This is a genomic window from Pseudomonas halotolerans, from assembly GCF_039581215.1.
GTDB classification, from domain to species: domain Bacteria; phylum Pseudomonadota; class Gammaproteobacteria; order Pseudomonadales; family Pseudomonadaceae; genus Aquipseudomonas; species Aquipseudomonas tehranensis.
In genome coordinates this window covers 129403-144474 of sequence record NZ_JBCNTJ010000015.1, presented here as the reverse complement: position 1 = coordinate 144474, position 15072 = coordinate 129403, and the positions used below count along the sequence as shown (strand labels likewise).

At 59.0% G+C, this 15072-nt stretch carries 12 protein-coding genes; 1 reads left to right on the top strand and 11 read right to left on the bottom strand.

Annotated features, from left to right (window positions below; translation table 11 throughout):
- Positions 1 to 145: 145 nt before the first annotated feature.
- The 4 genes from AAIS01_RS19865 to AAIS01_RS19850 all read right to left on the bottom strand — a co-directional run bounded on the left by AAIS01_RS19865 (position 146) and on the right by AAIS01_RS19850 (position 3872).
- The gene (locus AAIS01_RS19865) at positions 146 to 874 is read right to left on the bottom strand and encodes a dienelactone hydrolase family protein (RefSeq protein ID WP_092458657.1); all 729 of its coding nucleotides are present in this window, start codon (positions 872 to 874) and stop codon (positions 146 to 148) included.
- A gap of 71 nt (positions 875 to 945) precedes the next feature.
- On the bottom strand, positions 946 to 2850 hold the full coding sequence (gene htpG / locus AAIS01_RS19860; RefSeq protein WP_092400300.1) for a molecular chaperone HtpG: 1905 nt from the start codon (positions 2848 to 2850) through the stop codon (positions 946 to 948).
- Positions 2851 to 2937: 87 nt separating this feature from the next.
- Positions 2938 to 3399 (bottom strand): PaaI family thioesterase, encoded by a 462-nt coding sequence (locus AAIS01_RS19855; RefSeq protein WP_343470357.1) that lies wholly within the window; start codon positions 3397 to 3399, stop codon positions 2938 to 2940.
- Positions 3396 to 3872, bottom strand: a complete 477-nt coding sequence (locus AAIS01_RS19850; protein ID WP_343470356.1) for a PaaI family thioesterase — start codon at positions 3870 to 3872, stop codon at positions 3396 to 3398. Before AAIS01_RS19850 ends, AAIS01_RS19855 begins: the two co-directional genes overlap by 4 nt.
- 157 nt (positions 3873 to 4029) lie before the next feature.
- On the opposite strand from AAIS01_RS19850, the gene AAIS01_RS19845 reads away from it, so the two are divergent.
- Positions 4030 to 4293 (top strand): hypothetical protein, encoded by a 264-nt coding sequence (locus AAIS01_RS19845; RefSeq protein ID WP_139049437.1) that lies wholly within the window; start codon positions 4030 to 4032, stop codon positions 4291 to 4293.
- 73 nt (positions 4294 to 4366) lie between these two features.
- Here AAIS01_RS19845 and AAIS01_RS19840 read toward each other — a convergent pair whose 3' ends face one another.
- From AAIS01_RS19840 to AAIS01_RS19810, 7 genes are all read right to left on the bottom strand, one after another.
- Entirely contained in the window at positions 4367 to 5104 is a 738-nt protein-coding gene (locus AAIS01_RS19840) for a DUF599 domain-containing protein (protein ID WP_343470354.1), read from the bottom strand.
- Positions 5105 to 5384: 280 nt separating this feature from the next.
- Positions 5385 to 6698, bottom strand: a complete 1314-nt coding sequence (brnQ, locus tag AAIS01_RS19835) for a branched-chain amino acid transport system II carrier protein (protein ID WP_343470353.1) — start codon at positions 6696 to 6698, stop codon at positions 5385 to 5387.
- A gap of 385 nt (positions 6699 to 7083) precedes the next feature.
- On the bottom strand, positions 7084 to 7968 hold the full coding sequence (sucD, locus tag AAIS01_RS19830) for a succinate--CoA ligase subunit alpha (RefSeq protein WP_014339581.1): 885 nt from the start codon (positions 7966 to 7968) through the stop codon (positions 7084 to 7086).
- Positions 7968 to 9134 (bottom strand): ADP-forming succinate--CoA ligase subunit beta, encoded by a 1167-nt coding sequence (sucC, locus tag AAIS01_RS19825; RefSeq protein ID WP_003179235.1) that lies wholly within the window; start codon positions 9132 to 9134, stop codon positions 7968 to 7970. The genes sucD and sucC overlap by 1 nt, the downstream gene beginning before the upstream one ends.
- A 196-nt stretch (positions 9135 to 9330) precedes the next feature.
- Positions 9331 to 10776 carry a dihydrolipoyl dehydrogenase gene (gene lpdA / locus AAIS01_RS19820; protein ID WP_343470352.1) on the bottom strand — a complete coding sequence of 482 codons (1446 nt, stop codon included), beginning with the start codon at positions 10774 to 10776 and terminating at the stop codon, positions 9331 to 9333.
- Between the two features lie 105 nt (positions 10777 to 10881).
- The gene (gene odhB, locus AAIS01_RS19815; protein ID WP_214913416.1) at positions 10882 to 12105 is read right to left on the bottom strand and encodes a 2-oxoglutarate dehydrogenase complex dihydrolipoyllysine-residue succinyltransferase; all 1224 of its coding nucleotides are present in this window, start codon (positions 12103 to 12105) and stop codon (positions 10882 to 10884) included.
- Between the two features lie 43 nt (positions 12106 to 12148).
- Positions 12149 to 14980: a 2-oxoglutarate dehydrogenase E1 component gene (locus AAIS01_RS19810; protein ID WP_343470351.1), complete on the bottom strand. Its 2832-nt coding sequence runs from the start codon at positions 14978 to 14980 to the stop codon at positions 12149 to 12151.
- Positions 14981 to 15072: the final 92 nt, after the last annotated feature.

The following is a 15072-nucleotide window of genomic DNA, read 5'->3' as shown; positions in this document are numbered from 1 at the left end:
GGGCTGGCCCATTCGCGAGCAAGCCCGCTCCCACAATCGATCGCGTCGTCTACAGATGCTGTGTTCGCCAGAGATTAAATGTGGGAGCGGGCTTGCTCGCGAATGGGCCAGCCCAGAGAACAGGAAAATCAGATCCCCACCGATCTCAACCCCTTAGCACTTCATCCAGCAAATTATGCATCGACCTGAAAGCCCGTGCGGCAACCTTGGCGTCGTACATCATCTTGCCCGGAACATTGGCCTGCGGATCGGTAAACGAATGCACCGCGCCACCATAGCTCAGCAGTTGCCAATCCACCCCGGCGGCATTCATTTCGTCTTCGAAGGCCGGCAGTTGCTCCTTGGGCACCAAGGGGTCCGAGGCACCATGCATGACCAGCACCGCCCCCTTGATGTTCTGCGCATCCGCAGGATTGGGTGTATCCAGGGTGCCATGGAACGAAATAGCGGCCTTCAACGGTGCGCCTGTGCGCGCCAGCTCCAGGGAGCAGCAGCCGCCGAAGCAGAAACCGAACGTGGCCAGTCTCGACGCATCGACCTGCGCCTCACCCTGACTTTGCAGTTGCTCGAATGCCGCCTGCATGCGCTTGCGCAACAAGGCACGATCATTCTTGAGCGGCATCATCGCAGCCCCGGCTTCATCGGCATTGGTCGGGCGCACGTCCTGGCCGTAAAGATCGGCGATCAACACAACATAGCCGTTGGCCGCCACCGACTTGGCGATTTCCTCGGCCCCCGCCCCTACGCCCATCCAATTGGGCGCCATCAGCAAACCTGGGCGCGAGCCCTGTTGGCTAACGTCGAAGGCCAGGCGGCCCTCATAGGTTTGACCATCGATCTGATACACCAGCGAACGAACCGTAACCTGACTCATGACGGACTCCTCTTGAAACGGAACACCAGAAATGAAAAAAACCCGCCGAAGCGGGTTTTTCCTGCACTTGATTAAGCTGACAGTTCAACCAACAGCTTGTTCAGGCGGCGTACGTAGGCCGCCGGGTCCTTCAGGCTGTCACCCGCCGCCAGGGCGGCTTGATCGAACAGGATGTGCGACAGGTCGCCGAAACGCTCTTCGCTCTGCTCATTGTCGAGCTTATCCACCAGCGGGTGGGCCGGGTTGAATTCGAAGATCGGCTTGGAGTCCGGGACTTTCTGGCCGCTGGCTTCAAGGATCTGGCGCATCTGCAGGCCCAGGTCCTGTTCACCGATGGCCAGGATCGCCGGGGAGTCCGTCAGGCGGTGAGAAACCCGCACTTCGCTGACGGCATCACCCAGGGCCGTCTTGATCCGCTCAACCAGGCCTTCCTTGCTCTTGGCGACTTCTTCGGCAGCTTTCTTGTCTTCTTCCGAATCCAGGTTGCCCAAGTCCAGATCACCACGGGCCACGTCGACAAAGCTCTTGCCGTCGAACTCGCTGAGGTAGCTCATCAGCCATTCGTCGATGCGGTCGGTCAGCAGCAGCACTTCGATGCCTTTCTTGCGGAAGACTTCCAGGTGCGGACTGTTCTTGACCTGTGCATACGTTTCACCGGTCAGGTAGTAGATCTTGTCCTGGCCTTCCTTGGCGCGGGCCAGGTAGTCGGCCAGGCCAACGATCTGTTCGCCATCGTCACCCTGTGTGGAAGCAAAGCGCAGCAGGCCAGCGATTTTTTCTTTGTTGGCGAAGTCCTCGGCAGGGCCTTCTTTCATCACCTGGCCGAAGTTCTTCCAGAAGCCCTTGTACTGCTCGGGCTCGTTTTTCGCCAGTTTCTCCAGCATGTCCAGGACACGCTTGGTCAGCGCCGACTTCATGGAGTCGATGATCGGGTCTTTCTGCAGGATTTCCCGCGAGACGTTCAGGGACAGGTCATTGGAATCCACCACGCCCTTGATGAAGCGCAGGTACAGCGGCAGGAACGATTCGGCCTGGTCCATCACGAACACACGCTGCACGTACAGCTTCAGGCCGCGTGGAGCTTCGCGCTGGTACAAGTCAAATGGCGCACGGGCCGGCACGTACAACAGCGAGTTGTACTCCAGCTTGCCTTCGACCTTGTTGTGGCTCCAGCTCAGCGGATTCTCGTAATCGTGGGCAATGTGCTTGTAGAACTCCTGGTATTCCTCGTCTTTCACTTCAGTACGTGGACGGGTCCACAGGGCACTGGCGCGGTTGACGGTTTCCCATTCCACTTCCGGTTTTTCCTCGCCTTCGGCCGCGGTCACTTCCTTCGGCAGCTCGATCGGCAAAGCGATATGGTCGGAGTACTTCTTGATGATGTTGCGCAGACGCCAGCCATCGGCGAATTCATCTTCACCCGACTTGAGGTGCAAGACGATGCGGGTACCGCGATCAGCCTTGTCGACGGTGGCGACTTCAAACTCGCCCTCGCCCTTGGACGACCAATGCACGCCTTCGCTCGCAGCGAGGCCGGCACGGCGGCTGAATACTTCAACCTGCTCAGCGACGATGAACGCGGAATAGAAACCGACACCGAACTGGCCGATGAGGTGGGAGTCTTTTTTCTGGTCGCCGGAGAGGTTCTTCATGAAATCGGCGGTGCCGGACTTGGCGATGGTGCCCAGGTGAGTGATCACCTCTTCGCGGCTCATGCCGATGCCGTTGTCTTCGAGGGTGACGGTCTTGGCGTCCTTGTCGAAGCTCACGCGGATTTTCAGTTCGGCGCCGCCTTCCAGCAACTCTGGCTTGGACAGGGCTTCGAAACGTAATTTGTCGACAGCGTCAGAGGCGTTCGAAATCAGCTCGCGAAGGAAAATTTCCTTATTCGAATACAGCGAGTGAATCATCAGGTGCAGCAGTTGCTTCACCTCGGTCTGGAAGCCCAGGGTTTCCTTTTGAGTTTCCACGCTCATGGTCATCAAACTCCAAGTGGATGGTGGTGTCCGCCTCGCTGAGATTGGCGGCGGGATGTCCTCAAGGTGGGGGCAACGCTGATGATTTCAAGGGCAATGCTTTTTTGAAGACTCCTGAATCTTGAAATGCGCCCGGGCGGTGGCAATGGGCTGGGCCTCGGCGTCCTGCCAGGCGGTGATCGCCACATTGGCTACCCGGCGCCCCTGGCGCCAGACCTGGCATCGGGCATACGTGTCGCGAAACTGCCCGGCGCGCAGGTAATCCAGGGAGAAATCGATGATTTTCGGCACGCCCGTCGCGCGGGTGGCAATCAGCAGATACACCGCCGCCGACAACTCCATGAAACCGGCGATAACGCCACCGTGGATGGCCGGCAATAAAGGGTTACCAATGTTGTCCTTGTTGGCCGGCAGGCGAAACAGCAGCTCCTCACCCTGACGCGAGCATTCGACGCCGATCAGCCGCGCATAGGGGATCGAGGCCAGTAGCAGCGCGTAGTCACCCCGCTCGCAGGCGTTGCGCAGTTGTTCCTGAGTGATATCGGTCATGGCGTGTCCACGGCAGTCAGCGGGCCGGTTCTTCTGATTCCCCTGGCGTGCGGGCCCAGGCGCATGAAGGTGCCCACCACATGGGCGATGGGTTGCTCAGGGTCGTCCTGATAGGCAAAACCACGGCTGAAGATCACGTCCTGAGTGACCCGATAGCATTGGGCGAAACCATAGATATCCTTGTTCGGCTCAGCGGCGTGCATGTAGTCGATGCGCAGGTCCAGGGTCGGACAGACCTCGAACTGCGGCAACACGCACAACGTCGACATGCCGCACGCCGTGTCCATCAACGAGGTCAACGCGCCACCATGGATGATGCCCGTGAGGGGGTTGCCGACGATCTGGGGGCTGTAAGGCAGGATCACGGTCAGCCCTTGGCGACTGGCGCTGTGCAACTTCAAGCCCAATACCTGGCAATGCCGCAGCGCGGACAAAAAACGTGTCGCACGCTCAAAAACGGAGTCTTCAGCCATTGAATCAACGCCTTTATGAGTGAGTAGACGCGATAACTGGCACGCCCTATAAAGTTCCGTTTCCATGCAAAGTTATATATCTGTAGCAAAAGAGGAACTTAATCCAAAGGACGGCGTTCAAAAGGCCAGTAGTTATTTCCATAAGGAGAAACACCCCATGCGTAAGACTTTAGCTATTGCCTTGATGTTGGCCGCCTCCCTCGGTCTCGCTGCCTGCGATAAAAAATCCGAGGACAAAGCTCAAGATGCCGCCGAACACTCTGAGCAAGCTCAGGAAAAAATGAACGAAGCACAGGATAAAGTGAACGACGCAGCGAAAGAAAACGCCGAAGCCGCCAAAGATCAGGCCGAATCGAACGAAGCTGCTACACAGGAACAAGCACCTGCAACAGCGCCCGCCACTGCACCGGCCACCAACTAATACGGTTTGAGCTTAAAAGAAACCCGCCTGGTGCGGGTTTTCTTTTGTCTGCCATTTGATAGTGACTGCTCTGTCACGCCAGGTCCTTGCCTGCATCAGGCAATGGCGCTTCGGTGGGGGTGTAAACCATGACCTGCAGCACATCGGAATGAAACTCCCGGCGATACAGCACCAACACCACTCCTGCACTCATCAACATGAATAACCAGGGGCTGACGAACCACGCCAACATGGTCATGCCGAAATAATAAGCGCGCAGGCCAAAATTGAACTGGTTGGCCGCCATGGAGATCACCCGCGCCGCCCTGAGCGCGAAGGCCTTGCGCTCCTGCGCCGATACATGGCGCTCGCCGATCATCGGAGCCGATCCCACCAGAACCGCCGCAAAGTTGTATTGGCGCATGCACCAACTGAAGGTGAAGAAGGCATACACAAACACCAGCGCCAGGCACAGCAACTTGGCCTCCGACATGCCCTGGGATGCCTGCTGCACCATCGGCAAGTCCGCCAGCAACGACACCGCACGGTCGGACGCCCCGAGCACCGTCAGGATGCCTGCCAGGATGATCAGCGTGCTGGAGGCGAAGAATGACGCGTTGCGCTCCAGATTGCCGATCACGCTGGCGTCGGCGATACGGTTTTCGCGCAGCAACATGCGGCGCATCCAGTCTTCGCGATACAAGTGCATGACGCTGGCCAGACAGGCCGTATCGCGGGCTTTCAACGAGGCATAACGGGTGTAGCCGCCCCAGCAGACGACGAACCAGACAGCGGCCAGAAGATGGATCAGATTGGCTTGGATGAATGACATTCGATTTCCTGTATGACGACAAACATAAGCTCAAGCAATACTCGCAGTGCCCCTGTGGGAGCGGGCTTGCTCGCGAATGCGGGGTTTCAGCTAGTCACTATGTCGCCTGACACACCGCATTCGCGAGCAAGCCCGCTCCCACAGGTCCTGCAAGACAATGCTTCGACGTTAGTCCAAGGAAAAAGACACTGCACCGGCGCCATAAAAAATGCCCCGTATCGATGGATACGGGGCATTTGTTTTTCTACCGGCGGCCTCGCTTGTGGCTGGCCGCGGCCACCTAGGCCAAGGCTTCGCTGCGCTTGCCCAGCAGACGATCGCACACCAGCGCAACCGCCAGGGTCATCACCGACGGAACGAGCCAGGCCAGGCCCTGCTCGCTCAATGGCAGGTGGGCCATTTGCGTCGGCATCCAATCCGCCAGTCCGGCGCCTTTGAGCGCATCGATCAGGCCAAACAGGAACGACACCAGCATGACCGGGCCGACAATGCGCCCCTGCTCATGCCAAAAGTCCTTGCAGAAGCTCAAGGCCACCAAGGCAATGCACGGTGGGTAAATCGCGGTCAGGACCGGGATCGAGAAAGCGATCAGCTTGGTCAGTCCGAGGTTCGACACCAGCAGCGAAAACGCCGCCAGGATGACCACCAGTGTTTTGTACGACAGCGGCAAGACACGGCTGAAGTACTCGGCACAGGCGCACGTCAGGCCCACTGCAGTGACCAGGCAGGCCAGGGAAATCAGCACCGCCAGGAAACCGCTGCCCAGGCTGCCGAACGTGTGTTGCACATAGGCATGCAGCACCGCCGCGCCGTTGCTCGCGCCCGCGGCCACTTCATGGCTGCCAGAACCCAGGCGGAACAGACTGACATAGACCAGCGCCAGGCCAACCCCGGCGATCAGCCCGGCGATGATGGCGTAGCGGGTGATCAAGGCGGGCGATTCAACGCCCCGGGAACGGATCGCATTGACGATGACGATGCCAAACACCAATGCGCCCAAGGTATCCATGGTCAGGTAACCATTGATGAAGCCTTGGGAGAACGGCGCCGCGACGTATTCAGGTGTCGCCACGCCGATATCGCCGGCGGGCAAGGCAAACGCGGCAATGCCCAGTACGGCCAGAGCGATGATTTTCAGCGGTGCGAGGAATCGCCCGACGGTGTCCAGCAAGCGGCCCGGATAGAGCGAGATGAAGAACACCAACAGGAAATACACCGCGCTGTAGAGAAACAACGCCAGCGGGCTTTCACCGGTCAACGGCGCCAACCCGACTTCGAACGAGACGGTGGCGGTACGAGGCGTGGCGAACAGCGGCCCGACGGCCAGGTAGCACACGGCCGCCAACAGGCCACCGGCAACCTTGCCGATAGGACTGCTCAAGGCATCCATCGCCCCACCGACCTTGGCCAGCGCAACGACGGTGATGACCGGTAGCCCGACCGCCGTGACCAGGAAGCCCAACGCAGCCATCCAGACATGGGGCCCGGACTGCAAACCGACGATGGGCGGGAAGATGATGTTGCCGGCCCCAACGAACAGGGCAAATGTCATGAAACCAAGCGCCAGGATGTCCTGGCCTTTCAACACTTTCATTTTAAGGAAACCACACTGCTGAATCGGAATTTAGAGAGGGATTTCCCTTGAGGGTGGAGGGAAATGCTGCCGATCCGTATAAGACCAACCCGTTTAGCGCACCGCTTCCTTGTGGGCAGCGGTCGCAAAAATGGCGGCTAGCCTAACGAATTAGTGTGAATAACGCACTGTTAGGGGGCAAACTATCCGATGCACGACGTTTTCGTGTCGCGTTTACGTATCTTTTTTACCTTGCAGATCAAAAGATCGCAGCCTTTGGCAGCTCCTACATGGGATTGCATTCCAACCGTAGGAGCTGCCGAAGGCTGCGATCTTTTGATTTTCAGAAACGACAAAGGCCACCCGAAGGTGGCCTTTGTTGCTGGAACAAAAAGTCAGCCGAAGCTTACTTCTTCATTTCCCAGCCAGTCAGCTCGGCCAGGGCCTTGCCGATGTCTGCCAGCGAACGCACGGTTTTCACGCCTGCGTCTTGCAGAGCGGCGAATTTCTCGTCCGCAGTGCCTTTGCCGCCAGAGATGATTGCGCCAGCATGGCCCATGCGCTTGCCCGGAGGAGCAGTCACACCTGCGATGTAGGAAACAACCGGCTTGGTCACGTTAGCCTTGATGTAGGCAGCCGCTTCTTCTTCAGCCGAACCGCCGATCTCACCGATCATGACGATCGCTTCGGTCTTCGGGTCTTCCTGGAACAGCTTCAGGATGTCGATGAAGTTGGAGCCTGGGATCGGGTCACCGCCGATGCCGACGCAAGTCGACTGACCGAAACCGGCGTCAGTGGTCTGCTTGACGGCTTCGTAAGTCAGGGTGCCGGAACGGGAAACGATACCGACCTTGCCTGGCAAGTGAATGTGACCTGGCATGATGCCGATCTTGCATTCGCCTGGAGTGATCACGCCTGGGCAGTTAGGGCCGATCAGGGTGATACCCAGCTCGTCGCACTTGACCTTGGCTTCCAGCATGTCGATGGTCGGGATGCCTTCGGTGATGCAGACGATCAGCTTGATGCCGCCGAACGCTGCTTCAAGGATGGAATCCTTGCAGAAAGGCGCTGGAACGTAGATCACGCTGGCGGTGGCGCCAGTGGCAGCAACAGCGTCTTTGACAGTGTTGAAGACAGGCAGGCCCAGGTGCTCGGTGCCGCCTTTGCCCGGTGTTACGCCGCCAACCATCTTGGTGCCGTATTCCAGAGCTTGCTGGGTGTGGAAACTACCTTGCGAACCGGTAATACCCTGGCAGATAACCTTGGTGTCTTTATTGATCAGGACGCTCATTATTTGCCCTCCGCAGCTTTAACAACTTGTTGAGCAGCGTCGGTCAGGCTGGTAGCAGCGATGATGTTCAAACCGCTTTCTGCCAGTACTTTAGCGCCCAGCTCAGCGTTGTTGCCTTCGAGGCGAACAACAACCGGGATTTTCACGCCGACTTCTTTCACGGCGCCGATGATGCCTTCGGCAATCATGTCGCAACGAACGATGCCGCCGAAGATGTTGACCAGTACTGCAGCGACGTTAGTGTCGGACAGGATGATCTTGAACGCTTCGGTTACGCGTTCCTTGGTAGCACCACCACCCACGTCGAGGAAGTTGGCTGGTTTGCCGCCATGCAGGTTGACGATGTCCATGGTACCCATGGCCAGGCCAGCACCGTTGACCATGCAGCCGATGTTGCCTTCCAGGGCCACGTAGTTCAGTTCGAACTTGGCAGCGTGCGCTTCGCGCGGATCGTCTTGCGACGGATCGTGGAAAGTCTTCAGCTTAGGCTGACGGTACATGGCGTTGGCGTCGATGTTGATCTTGGCATCGAGGCAGTGCAGATCGCCATCGGCCTTGATCACCAGCGGGTTCACTTCCAGCAGCGCCAGGTCGTGGTCCTGGAACAGCTTGGCCAGGCCTACGAAGATCTTGGCGAACTGAGTGACCTGCTTGCCTTCCAGGCCCAGCTGGAATGCCAGCTCGCGCCCCTGGAATGGCTGGGCGCCAACCAGTGGATCGATGGTGGCCTTGAGGATTTTCTCAGGGGTATCGTGAGCGATTTTCTCGATGTCCACGCCACCTTCGGTGGAAGCCATGAACACGATACGGCGGCTCGAACGGTCAACGACAGCGCCCAGGTACAGCTCTTTAGCGATATCAGTGCACGATTCAACCAGGATCTTGGTGACTGGCTGACCGTTGGCGTCAGTCTGGTAGGTCACCAGACGCTTGCCCAGCCACTGCTGTGCGAAGGCTTTGGCGTCTTCTTTGCTGCGAACCAGCTTGACGCCGCCCGCTTTACCGCGACCACCGGCGTGAACCTGGGCTTTGACCACCCATTCGCTGCCGCCGATTTTGTCGCAAGCTTCTGCTGCCGCTTCCGGGGTGTCTACCGCGTAGCCGGTGGATACTGGCAGGCCGTACTCAGCGAACAGCTGCTTACCCTGATACTCGTGAAGATTCATGCTTATTACCGTCTTCGTTAGGTACTGCGCATTCGGTGCTGCACCGTTATGGTGCCGCACCACCTGTGACTGCTGCTTGCGTAGCGTTCCAGATAACCGGTGCCACTACGCAAGGCTGCGTCCAGCGGATATTCCGCGGTGAGTCTTGCTCGCAAGGCTCACGACGGGCCATACCGCCGTGGTTTCTTATTGTCTATTAACGCTTTTTGCGGTTGGCCACGTGGATGGCGCCGCCATTTACGGCCAGAGCCGCTTCGTGCAAGGCTTCGGACAGGGTCGGATGGGAGAAGACCATCATGCCCAGATCTTCAGCGCTGGTGCCGAATTCCATACCGATCGCGCCTTGCTGTACCAGCTCGGCAGCGCTTGGGCCAATGACGTGAACGCCCAATACGCGATCTGTCTTGGCATCGGCGATAACTTTCACGAAACCACCGGTATCGTTGGCTGCCATGGCACGGCCACTGGCGGCGAACGGGAAGGTGCCGACGTTAACTTCAACGCCCTCGGCTTTCAAGGCCTGCTCGGTTTTACCGACCCATGCGATTTCCGGGTGGGTGTAGATAACCGACGGGATCAGGTCGTAGTTGATCTGGGCTTTGTGGCCCTTGATGCGCTCAACGACCATGATGCCTTCTTCGGACGCCTTGTGCGCCAGCATCATGCCGCGTACCACGTCACCGATGGCGAAGACGCCCGGTACGTCGGTTGCGCACTGATCATCGACCGCGATGAAGCCGCGCTCGTCGAGGGTCACACCGCAATCGGCAGCCAGCAGGTCGGTGGTCACTGGGCGACGGCCAACCGCAACGATCAGTTTGTCGAAGGTGATGGTCTGCTCGCCGTTGGCGTCGGTGTAGTTCACCACGACTTCTTCGCCGTTGACCTTGGAACCGGTCACACGAGCGCCCAGCTTGATGTCCAGACCCTGTTTGGTCAGGGTTTTCAGCGCTTCCTTGGAAACCGCGGTGTCGGCGGCCATCAGGAAGGTGTCCAGTGCTTCCAGGACGGTCACTTGCGCGCCCAGGCGCGACCATACCGAACCCAGCTCCAGGCCGATCACGCCAGCGCCGATCACGCCCAGACGTTTTGGCACGGATTGGAATTCCAGAGCGCCAGTGGAATCGACGATCACGTTCTGGTCGACCGGAGCCGGCGGAATGTCGATCGGACGCGAGCCAGGTGCCAGGATGACGTTCTCGGCTTCGATCACTTCAACCGAGCCATCAGGCTTGGTCACTTCGACTTTCTTGCCCATCAGCAGCTTGCCGTGGCCCTGGATCGAGGTCACACCGTTGGCCTTGAACAGCGTGGCAACACCGGAGGTCAGGCCTTTGACGATATTGGCTTTGCGGCCAACCATCGCAGGCACGTCAATGGTGACGCTTTCGCGGTTGACACCGCCAATGCCGTGAATGGCCAGGCCATCCTGCGCTTCATGGAACTTCCAGGAGCTGTCCAGCAGCGCCTTGGATGGAATGCAACCGACGTTCAGGCAAGTACCGCCGAGGGCCAGTTTGCCCTCCTTGTCGGTGTATTTCTCGATGCAGGCAGTGGTGAGGCCCAGTTGCGCTGCCTTGATGGCCGCTACGTAGCCGCCAGGGCCCGCACCAATCACTACCACGTCGAATTTCTGAGTCATAAAAGATTCCTTTTAGCTGCAAGCTACAAGCCGCAAGCTGCAAGTTGAAAGCCCGCACAGCTCACCTGAGCGTGTGGCTTGTCACTTGCAGTTTGCAGCTGCTTTTTAAATATCCAGGAGCAGACGAGCCGGATCTTCAAGCAGGTTCTTGATGGTAACCAGGAAAGTCACGGCTTCTTTACCGTCGATCAGGCGGTGATCGTAAGACAATGCCAGATACATCATAGGACGAATCACGACCTGACCATTGATCGCCATCGGACGTTGCAGGATGTTGTGCATGCCCAGGATCGCCGCTTGTGGCGGGTTGACGATCGGGGTCGACATCATCGAACCGAATGTACCACCGTTGGTGATGGTGAACGTACCGCCGGTCATCTCTTCGATGGACAGCTTGCCGTCACGGGCCTTCTTGCCGAAGGTGGCGATGCCGCCTTCGATTTCAGCCAGGCTCATCAGTTCGGCGTTACGCAGGACCGGAACCACCAGGCCACGGTCGCTGGAGACCGCGACACCGATGTCGGCGTAACCGTGGTAAACGATGTCGGAACCGTCGATCGACGCGTTGACGGCTGGGAAGCGCTTGAGTGCTTCAGTGGCAGCCTTGACGAAGAACGACATGAAGCCCAGGCGTACGCCGTTGTGGCTCTTCTCGAACAGGTCCTTGTACTTCGAACGCAGGGCCATGACTTCGGTCATGTCGACTTCGTTGAAAGTGGTCAGCATCGCCATGTTCGACTGGGCTTCAACCAGACGCTCGGCAACCTTGGCGCGCAGGCGGGTCATCGGAACGCGTTTTTCAACGCGATCACCGGCAGCGAACACCGGAGCGGCAGCGGCAGGTGCGGCAGCCTTGGCGGGCGCAGCGGCCGGCGCGGCTTTCTTGGCGGCAACGGCTGCAACCACGTCTTCCTTGGTCACACGACCACCCTTGCCGGTGCCGGCAACGGAAGCGATGTTGATGCCATTCTCTTCGGCGATCTTGCGCGCGGCAGGCGCGGCGACTGGATCGTCTTCGCCATCGGCAGCAGGAGCAGCGGCCTGGGCAGCGGCAGGCGCAGCAGCGGCGGCCGGAGCAGCGGCAGCAGCGCCGCCCTCTTCGATCGAGCCCAGTACCTGGTTGGACAGGACGGTAGCGCCCTCTTCGGCAACGATTGCGCCGAGCACGCCGTCAGCTTCGGCCAACACTTCCAGAACGACTTTGTCGGTCTCGATGTCGACGATCAGGTCGTCACGCTTTACAGCGTCGCCTGGTTTCTTGTGCCAGGTGGCAACGGTGCCATCGGCAACCGATTCCGGGAATGACGGGGCTTTGATTTCGATAGCCATTATCTGTGGGTCCTTAAAATTCGGTTTCAGTCAGCACGAAGGCTTAAACAGTGAAAGCATCTTGCAGCAGTTTTTCCTGCTGCTCGGCGTGCATCGACGCATAACCACACGCAGGTGCAGCGGAAGCATCACGGCCGGCATATTCCAGGCCCAGGGCCTTGTTATGGTTGCCGATGCTGCGACGCAGGTGATGCTGGCTGCTGTACCACGCGCCCTGGTTCATCGGTTCTTCCTGACACCACACCACATGGGTGAGGTTGGTGTAAGGCGCGATGGCCTCCATCAGGTCTTCTTCCGGGAACGGGTACAACTGCTCGATACGCACGATGGCGATGTCTTCGCGGCCTTCGGCACGACGTTTTTCCAGCAGGTCGTAGTAAACCTTGCCACTGCACAGGACCAGGCGAGTCACCTTGGCCGCGTCCAGCGTATCGATTTCCGAAATAACGGTCTGGAAGGAGCCTTCGGCCAGGTCCTCGAGCGTGGAGATCGCCAGTTTGTGACGCAGCAGCGACTTCGGTGTCAGCACGATCAGCGGCTTGCGTAGCGGACGGATGACCTGACGACGCAGCAGGTGGTAGATCTGCGCCGGAGTCGTCGGCACGCAAACCTGGACGTTGTGCTCGGCACACAGCTGCAGGTAACGCTCCAGACGTGCCGAAGAGTGCTCCGGTCCCTGCCCTTCATAACCGTGTGGCAACAGCATGGTCAGACCGCAGAGACGGCCCCACTTGTGTTCGCCGCTGGTGATGAACTGGTCGACAACCACCTGGGCACCGTTGGCGAAGTCGCCGAATTGGGCTTCCCAGATCACCAGCGCATTGGGCTCGGTGGTGGAGTAGCCATATTCGAACGCCAGGACGGCTTCCTCGGACAGCAGCGAATCGTACAAGTCGAAACGTGGCTGGCCTTTGTACAGGTGTTGCAGCGGGATGTAGGTGCTGGCGTCTTTCTGGTTGTGCAGCGCCGCGTGGCGGTGCGAGAAAGTGCCGCGGCCGACGTCCTGGCCAGTGATGCGGATCGGGTGACCTTCGAACGCCAGGGTCGCGTACGCCATGGTTTCGGCGTAACCCCAGTTGATCGGCAGGCCGCCGGCTTGCATCTTCTGCCGGTCTTCGTAGATTTTCGCGACCTGGCGCTGAACCACGAAGCCTTCCGGAATTTCCAGCAGCTTGGCGGACAGTTCCTGCAAGGTCTTGAGGTCGAAGCGGGTGTCGTGACGAGCGGTCCAGGCATGACCCAGGTACGGGCGCCAGTCCACGAACAGCTCTTTGTTCGGCTCTTTGACCAGGCTTTTTACAACGTGCAGGCCGTTGTCCAGGGCATTGCGATATTCATCGACTTTTTCCTGGACGCGCTCTGCATCCAGTACACCGCTCTGGGTCAGGCGCTCGGCATACTGCTCACGGGTGGTGCGCTGCTTGGCGATCTGCTGGTACATCAGAGGCTGGGTGCCGCTTGGCTCGTCGGCCTCGTTGTGGCCGCGACGACGGTAGCAGACCAGGTCGATTACCACATCACGCTTGTACTGCATGCGGTAGTCAATGGCCAACTGGGTCACGAACAGCACCGCTTCCGGATCATCGCCATTCACATGGAGAATCGGCGCCTGGATCATCTTCGCGACGTCGGTGGCGTACTCGGTGGAGCGCGAGTCTTCCGGGTTGCTGATGGTGAAACCGACCTGGTTGTTGATCACGATGTGCACGGTACCGCCGGTCTTGAAACCGCGGGTCTGCGACATCTGGAAGGTTTCCATGACCACGCCTTGACCGGCGAATGCCGCGTCACCGTGGATGGAGATCGGCAGCACCTTCTCGCCGGTCGGGTCGTTGCGGCGATCCTGACGGGCACGGACCGAACCCTCGACCACCGGGGAAACGATTTCCAGGTGGGACGGGTTGAAAGCCATCGCCAAGTGGACTTCGCCACCGGTGGTCATCACGTTGGACGAGAAACCCTGGTGGTATTTCACGTCACCGGAGCCCAGCTCGACCTTCTTCTTGCCTTCGAACTCGTCGAACAGCTCCCGCGGGTTTTTACCGAAGGTGTTGACCAGTACGTTCAGACGACCACGGTGGGCCATGCCGATGACGACTTCCTTGGTGCCGTAGGAACCCGAACGCTGGATCAGCTCGTCGAGCATCGGAATCAGGCTTTCGCCGCCTTCCAGGCCAAAACGCTTGGTACCCGGGTACTTGGTGCCCAGGTATTTCTCCAGGCCTTCACCGGCGGTGACGCGCTCGAGCAAGTGGCTCTTGATGTCGGCGGAGTACGTCGGACGGCCACGAACGCTTTCCAGACGCTGCTGGAACCACTGGCGCTGCTCGGAATCGGTGATGTGCGTAAATTCAGCGCCGATGGTGCGGCAATATGTCTGCTGCAACGCTTCGTGAATTTCGCGTAGGCTCGCTTCCTCTTTGCCGATGAACAGGTCGCCGGCACGGAAGGTCGTATCAAGATCGGCATTGGTCAAGCCGTAGTGAGTGATCGACAGGTCTGCAGGTGCAGGACGCTGCCACAGCCCCAGCGGGTCCAGCTGGGCTGCCTGGTGGCCGCGCATCCGGTAGGCCTGGATCAGTCGCAGCACTTCAACTTGCTTCTTCTCGTGCTCACTGCTCACGCTGCCGGCAGACACCGGTTGAGCGCGGCGCTGGTTCTTTGCCAGCAGCACGAAATGATCGCGAATTGTCGAGTGCGAAACATCAGTGGCAGAGTTACCGTCAGCCGGCAACTTCTGAAAGTAGGTGCGCCACTCTTCTGGCACAGCGTTAGGGTCGTGCAGGTAGAGCTCGTAGAGCTCTTCCACATAGGCAGCGTTACCACCGGAGAGGTGGGCACTGTTCCACATGCGCTGCATCACGCTTTCTTGCATGCTTGGTCACCCTCGATTTGGGGAACACCATCGGCGAAAACACCGAGCAAACTTGCAGAAGTCCGAGTGCAGCGACTAAAACAAGCCACTTA

Excerpts from the sequence above, each read along its gene's own strand:
- brnQ (WP_343470353.1), bottom strand. The coding sequence starts at position 6,698 with ATGAAAGTGTTGAAAGGCCAGGACATCCTGGCGCTTGGTTTCATGACA.
- htpG (WP_092400300.1), bottom strand. The coding sequence starts at position 2,850 with ATGAGCGTGGAAACTCAAAAGGAAACCCTGGGCTTCCAGACCGAGGTG.
- AAIS01_RS19850 (WP_343470356.1), bottom strand. The coding sequence starts at position 3,872 with ATGGCTGAAGACTCCGTTTTTGAGCGTGCGACACGTTTTTTGTCCGCG.
- AAIS01_RS19845 (WP_139049437.1), top strand. The coding sequence starts at position 4,030 with ATGCGTAAGACTTTAGCTATTGCCTTGATGTTGGCCGCCTCCCTCGGT.
- AAIS01_RS19855 (WP_343470357.1), bottom strand. The coding sequence starts at position 3,399 with ATGACCGATATCACTCAGGAACAACTGCGCAACGCCTGCGAGCGGGGT.
- lpdA (WP_343470352.1), bottom strand. The coding sequence starts at position 10,776 with ATGACTCAGAAATTCGACGTGGTAGTGATTGGTGCGGGCCCTGGCGGC.
- AAIS01_RS19810 (WP_343470351.1), bottom strand. The coding sequence starts at position 14,980 with ATGCAAGAAAGCGTGATGCAGCGCATGTGGAACAGTGCCCACCTCTCC.
- odhB (WP_214913416.1), bottom strand. The coding sequence starts at position 12,105 with ATGGCTATCGAAATCAAAGCCCCGTCATTCCCGGAATCGGTTGCCGAT.
- AAIS01_RS19865 (WP_092458657.1), bottom strand. The coding sequence starts at position 874 with ATGAGTCAGGTTACGGTTCGTTCGCTGGTGTATCAGATCGATGGTCAA.
- sucC (WP_003179235.1), bottom strand. The coding sequence starts at position 9,134 with ATGAATCTTCACGAGTATCAGGGTAAGCAGCTGTTCGCTGAGTACGGC.
- sucD (WP_014339581.1), bottom strand. The coding sequence starts at position 7,968 with ATGAGCGTCCTGATCAATAAAGACACCAAGGTTATCTGCCAGGGTATT.
- AAIS01_RS19840 (WP_343470354.1), bottom strand. The coding sequence starts at position 5,104 with ATGTCATTCATCCAAGCCAATCTGATCCATCTTCTGGCCGCTGTCTGG.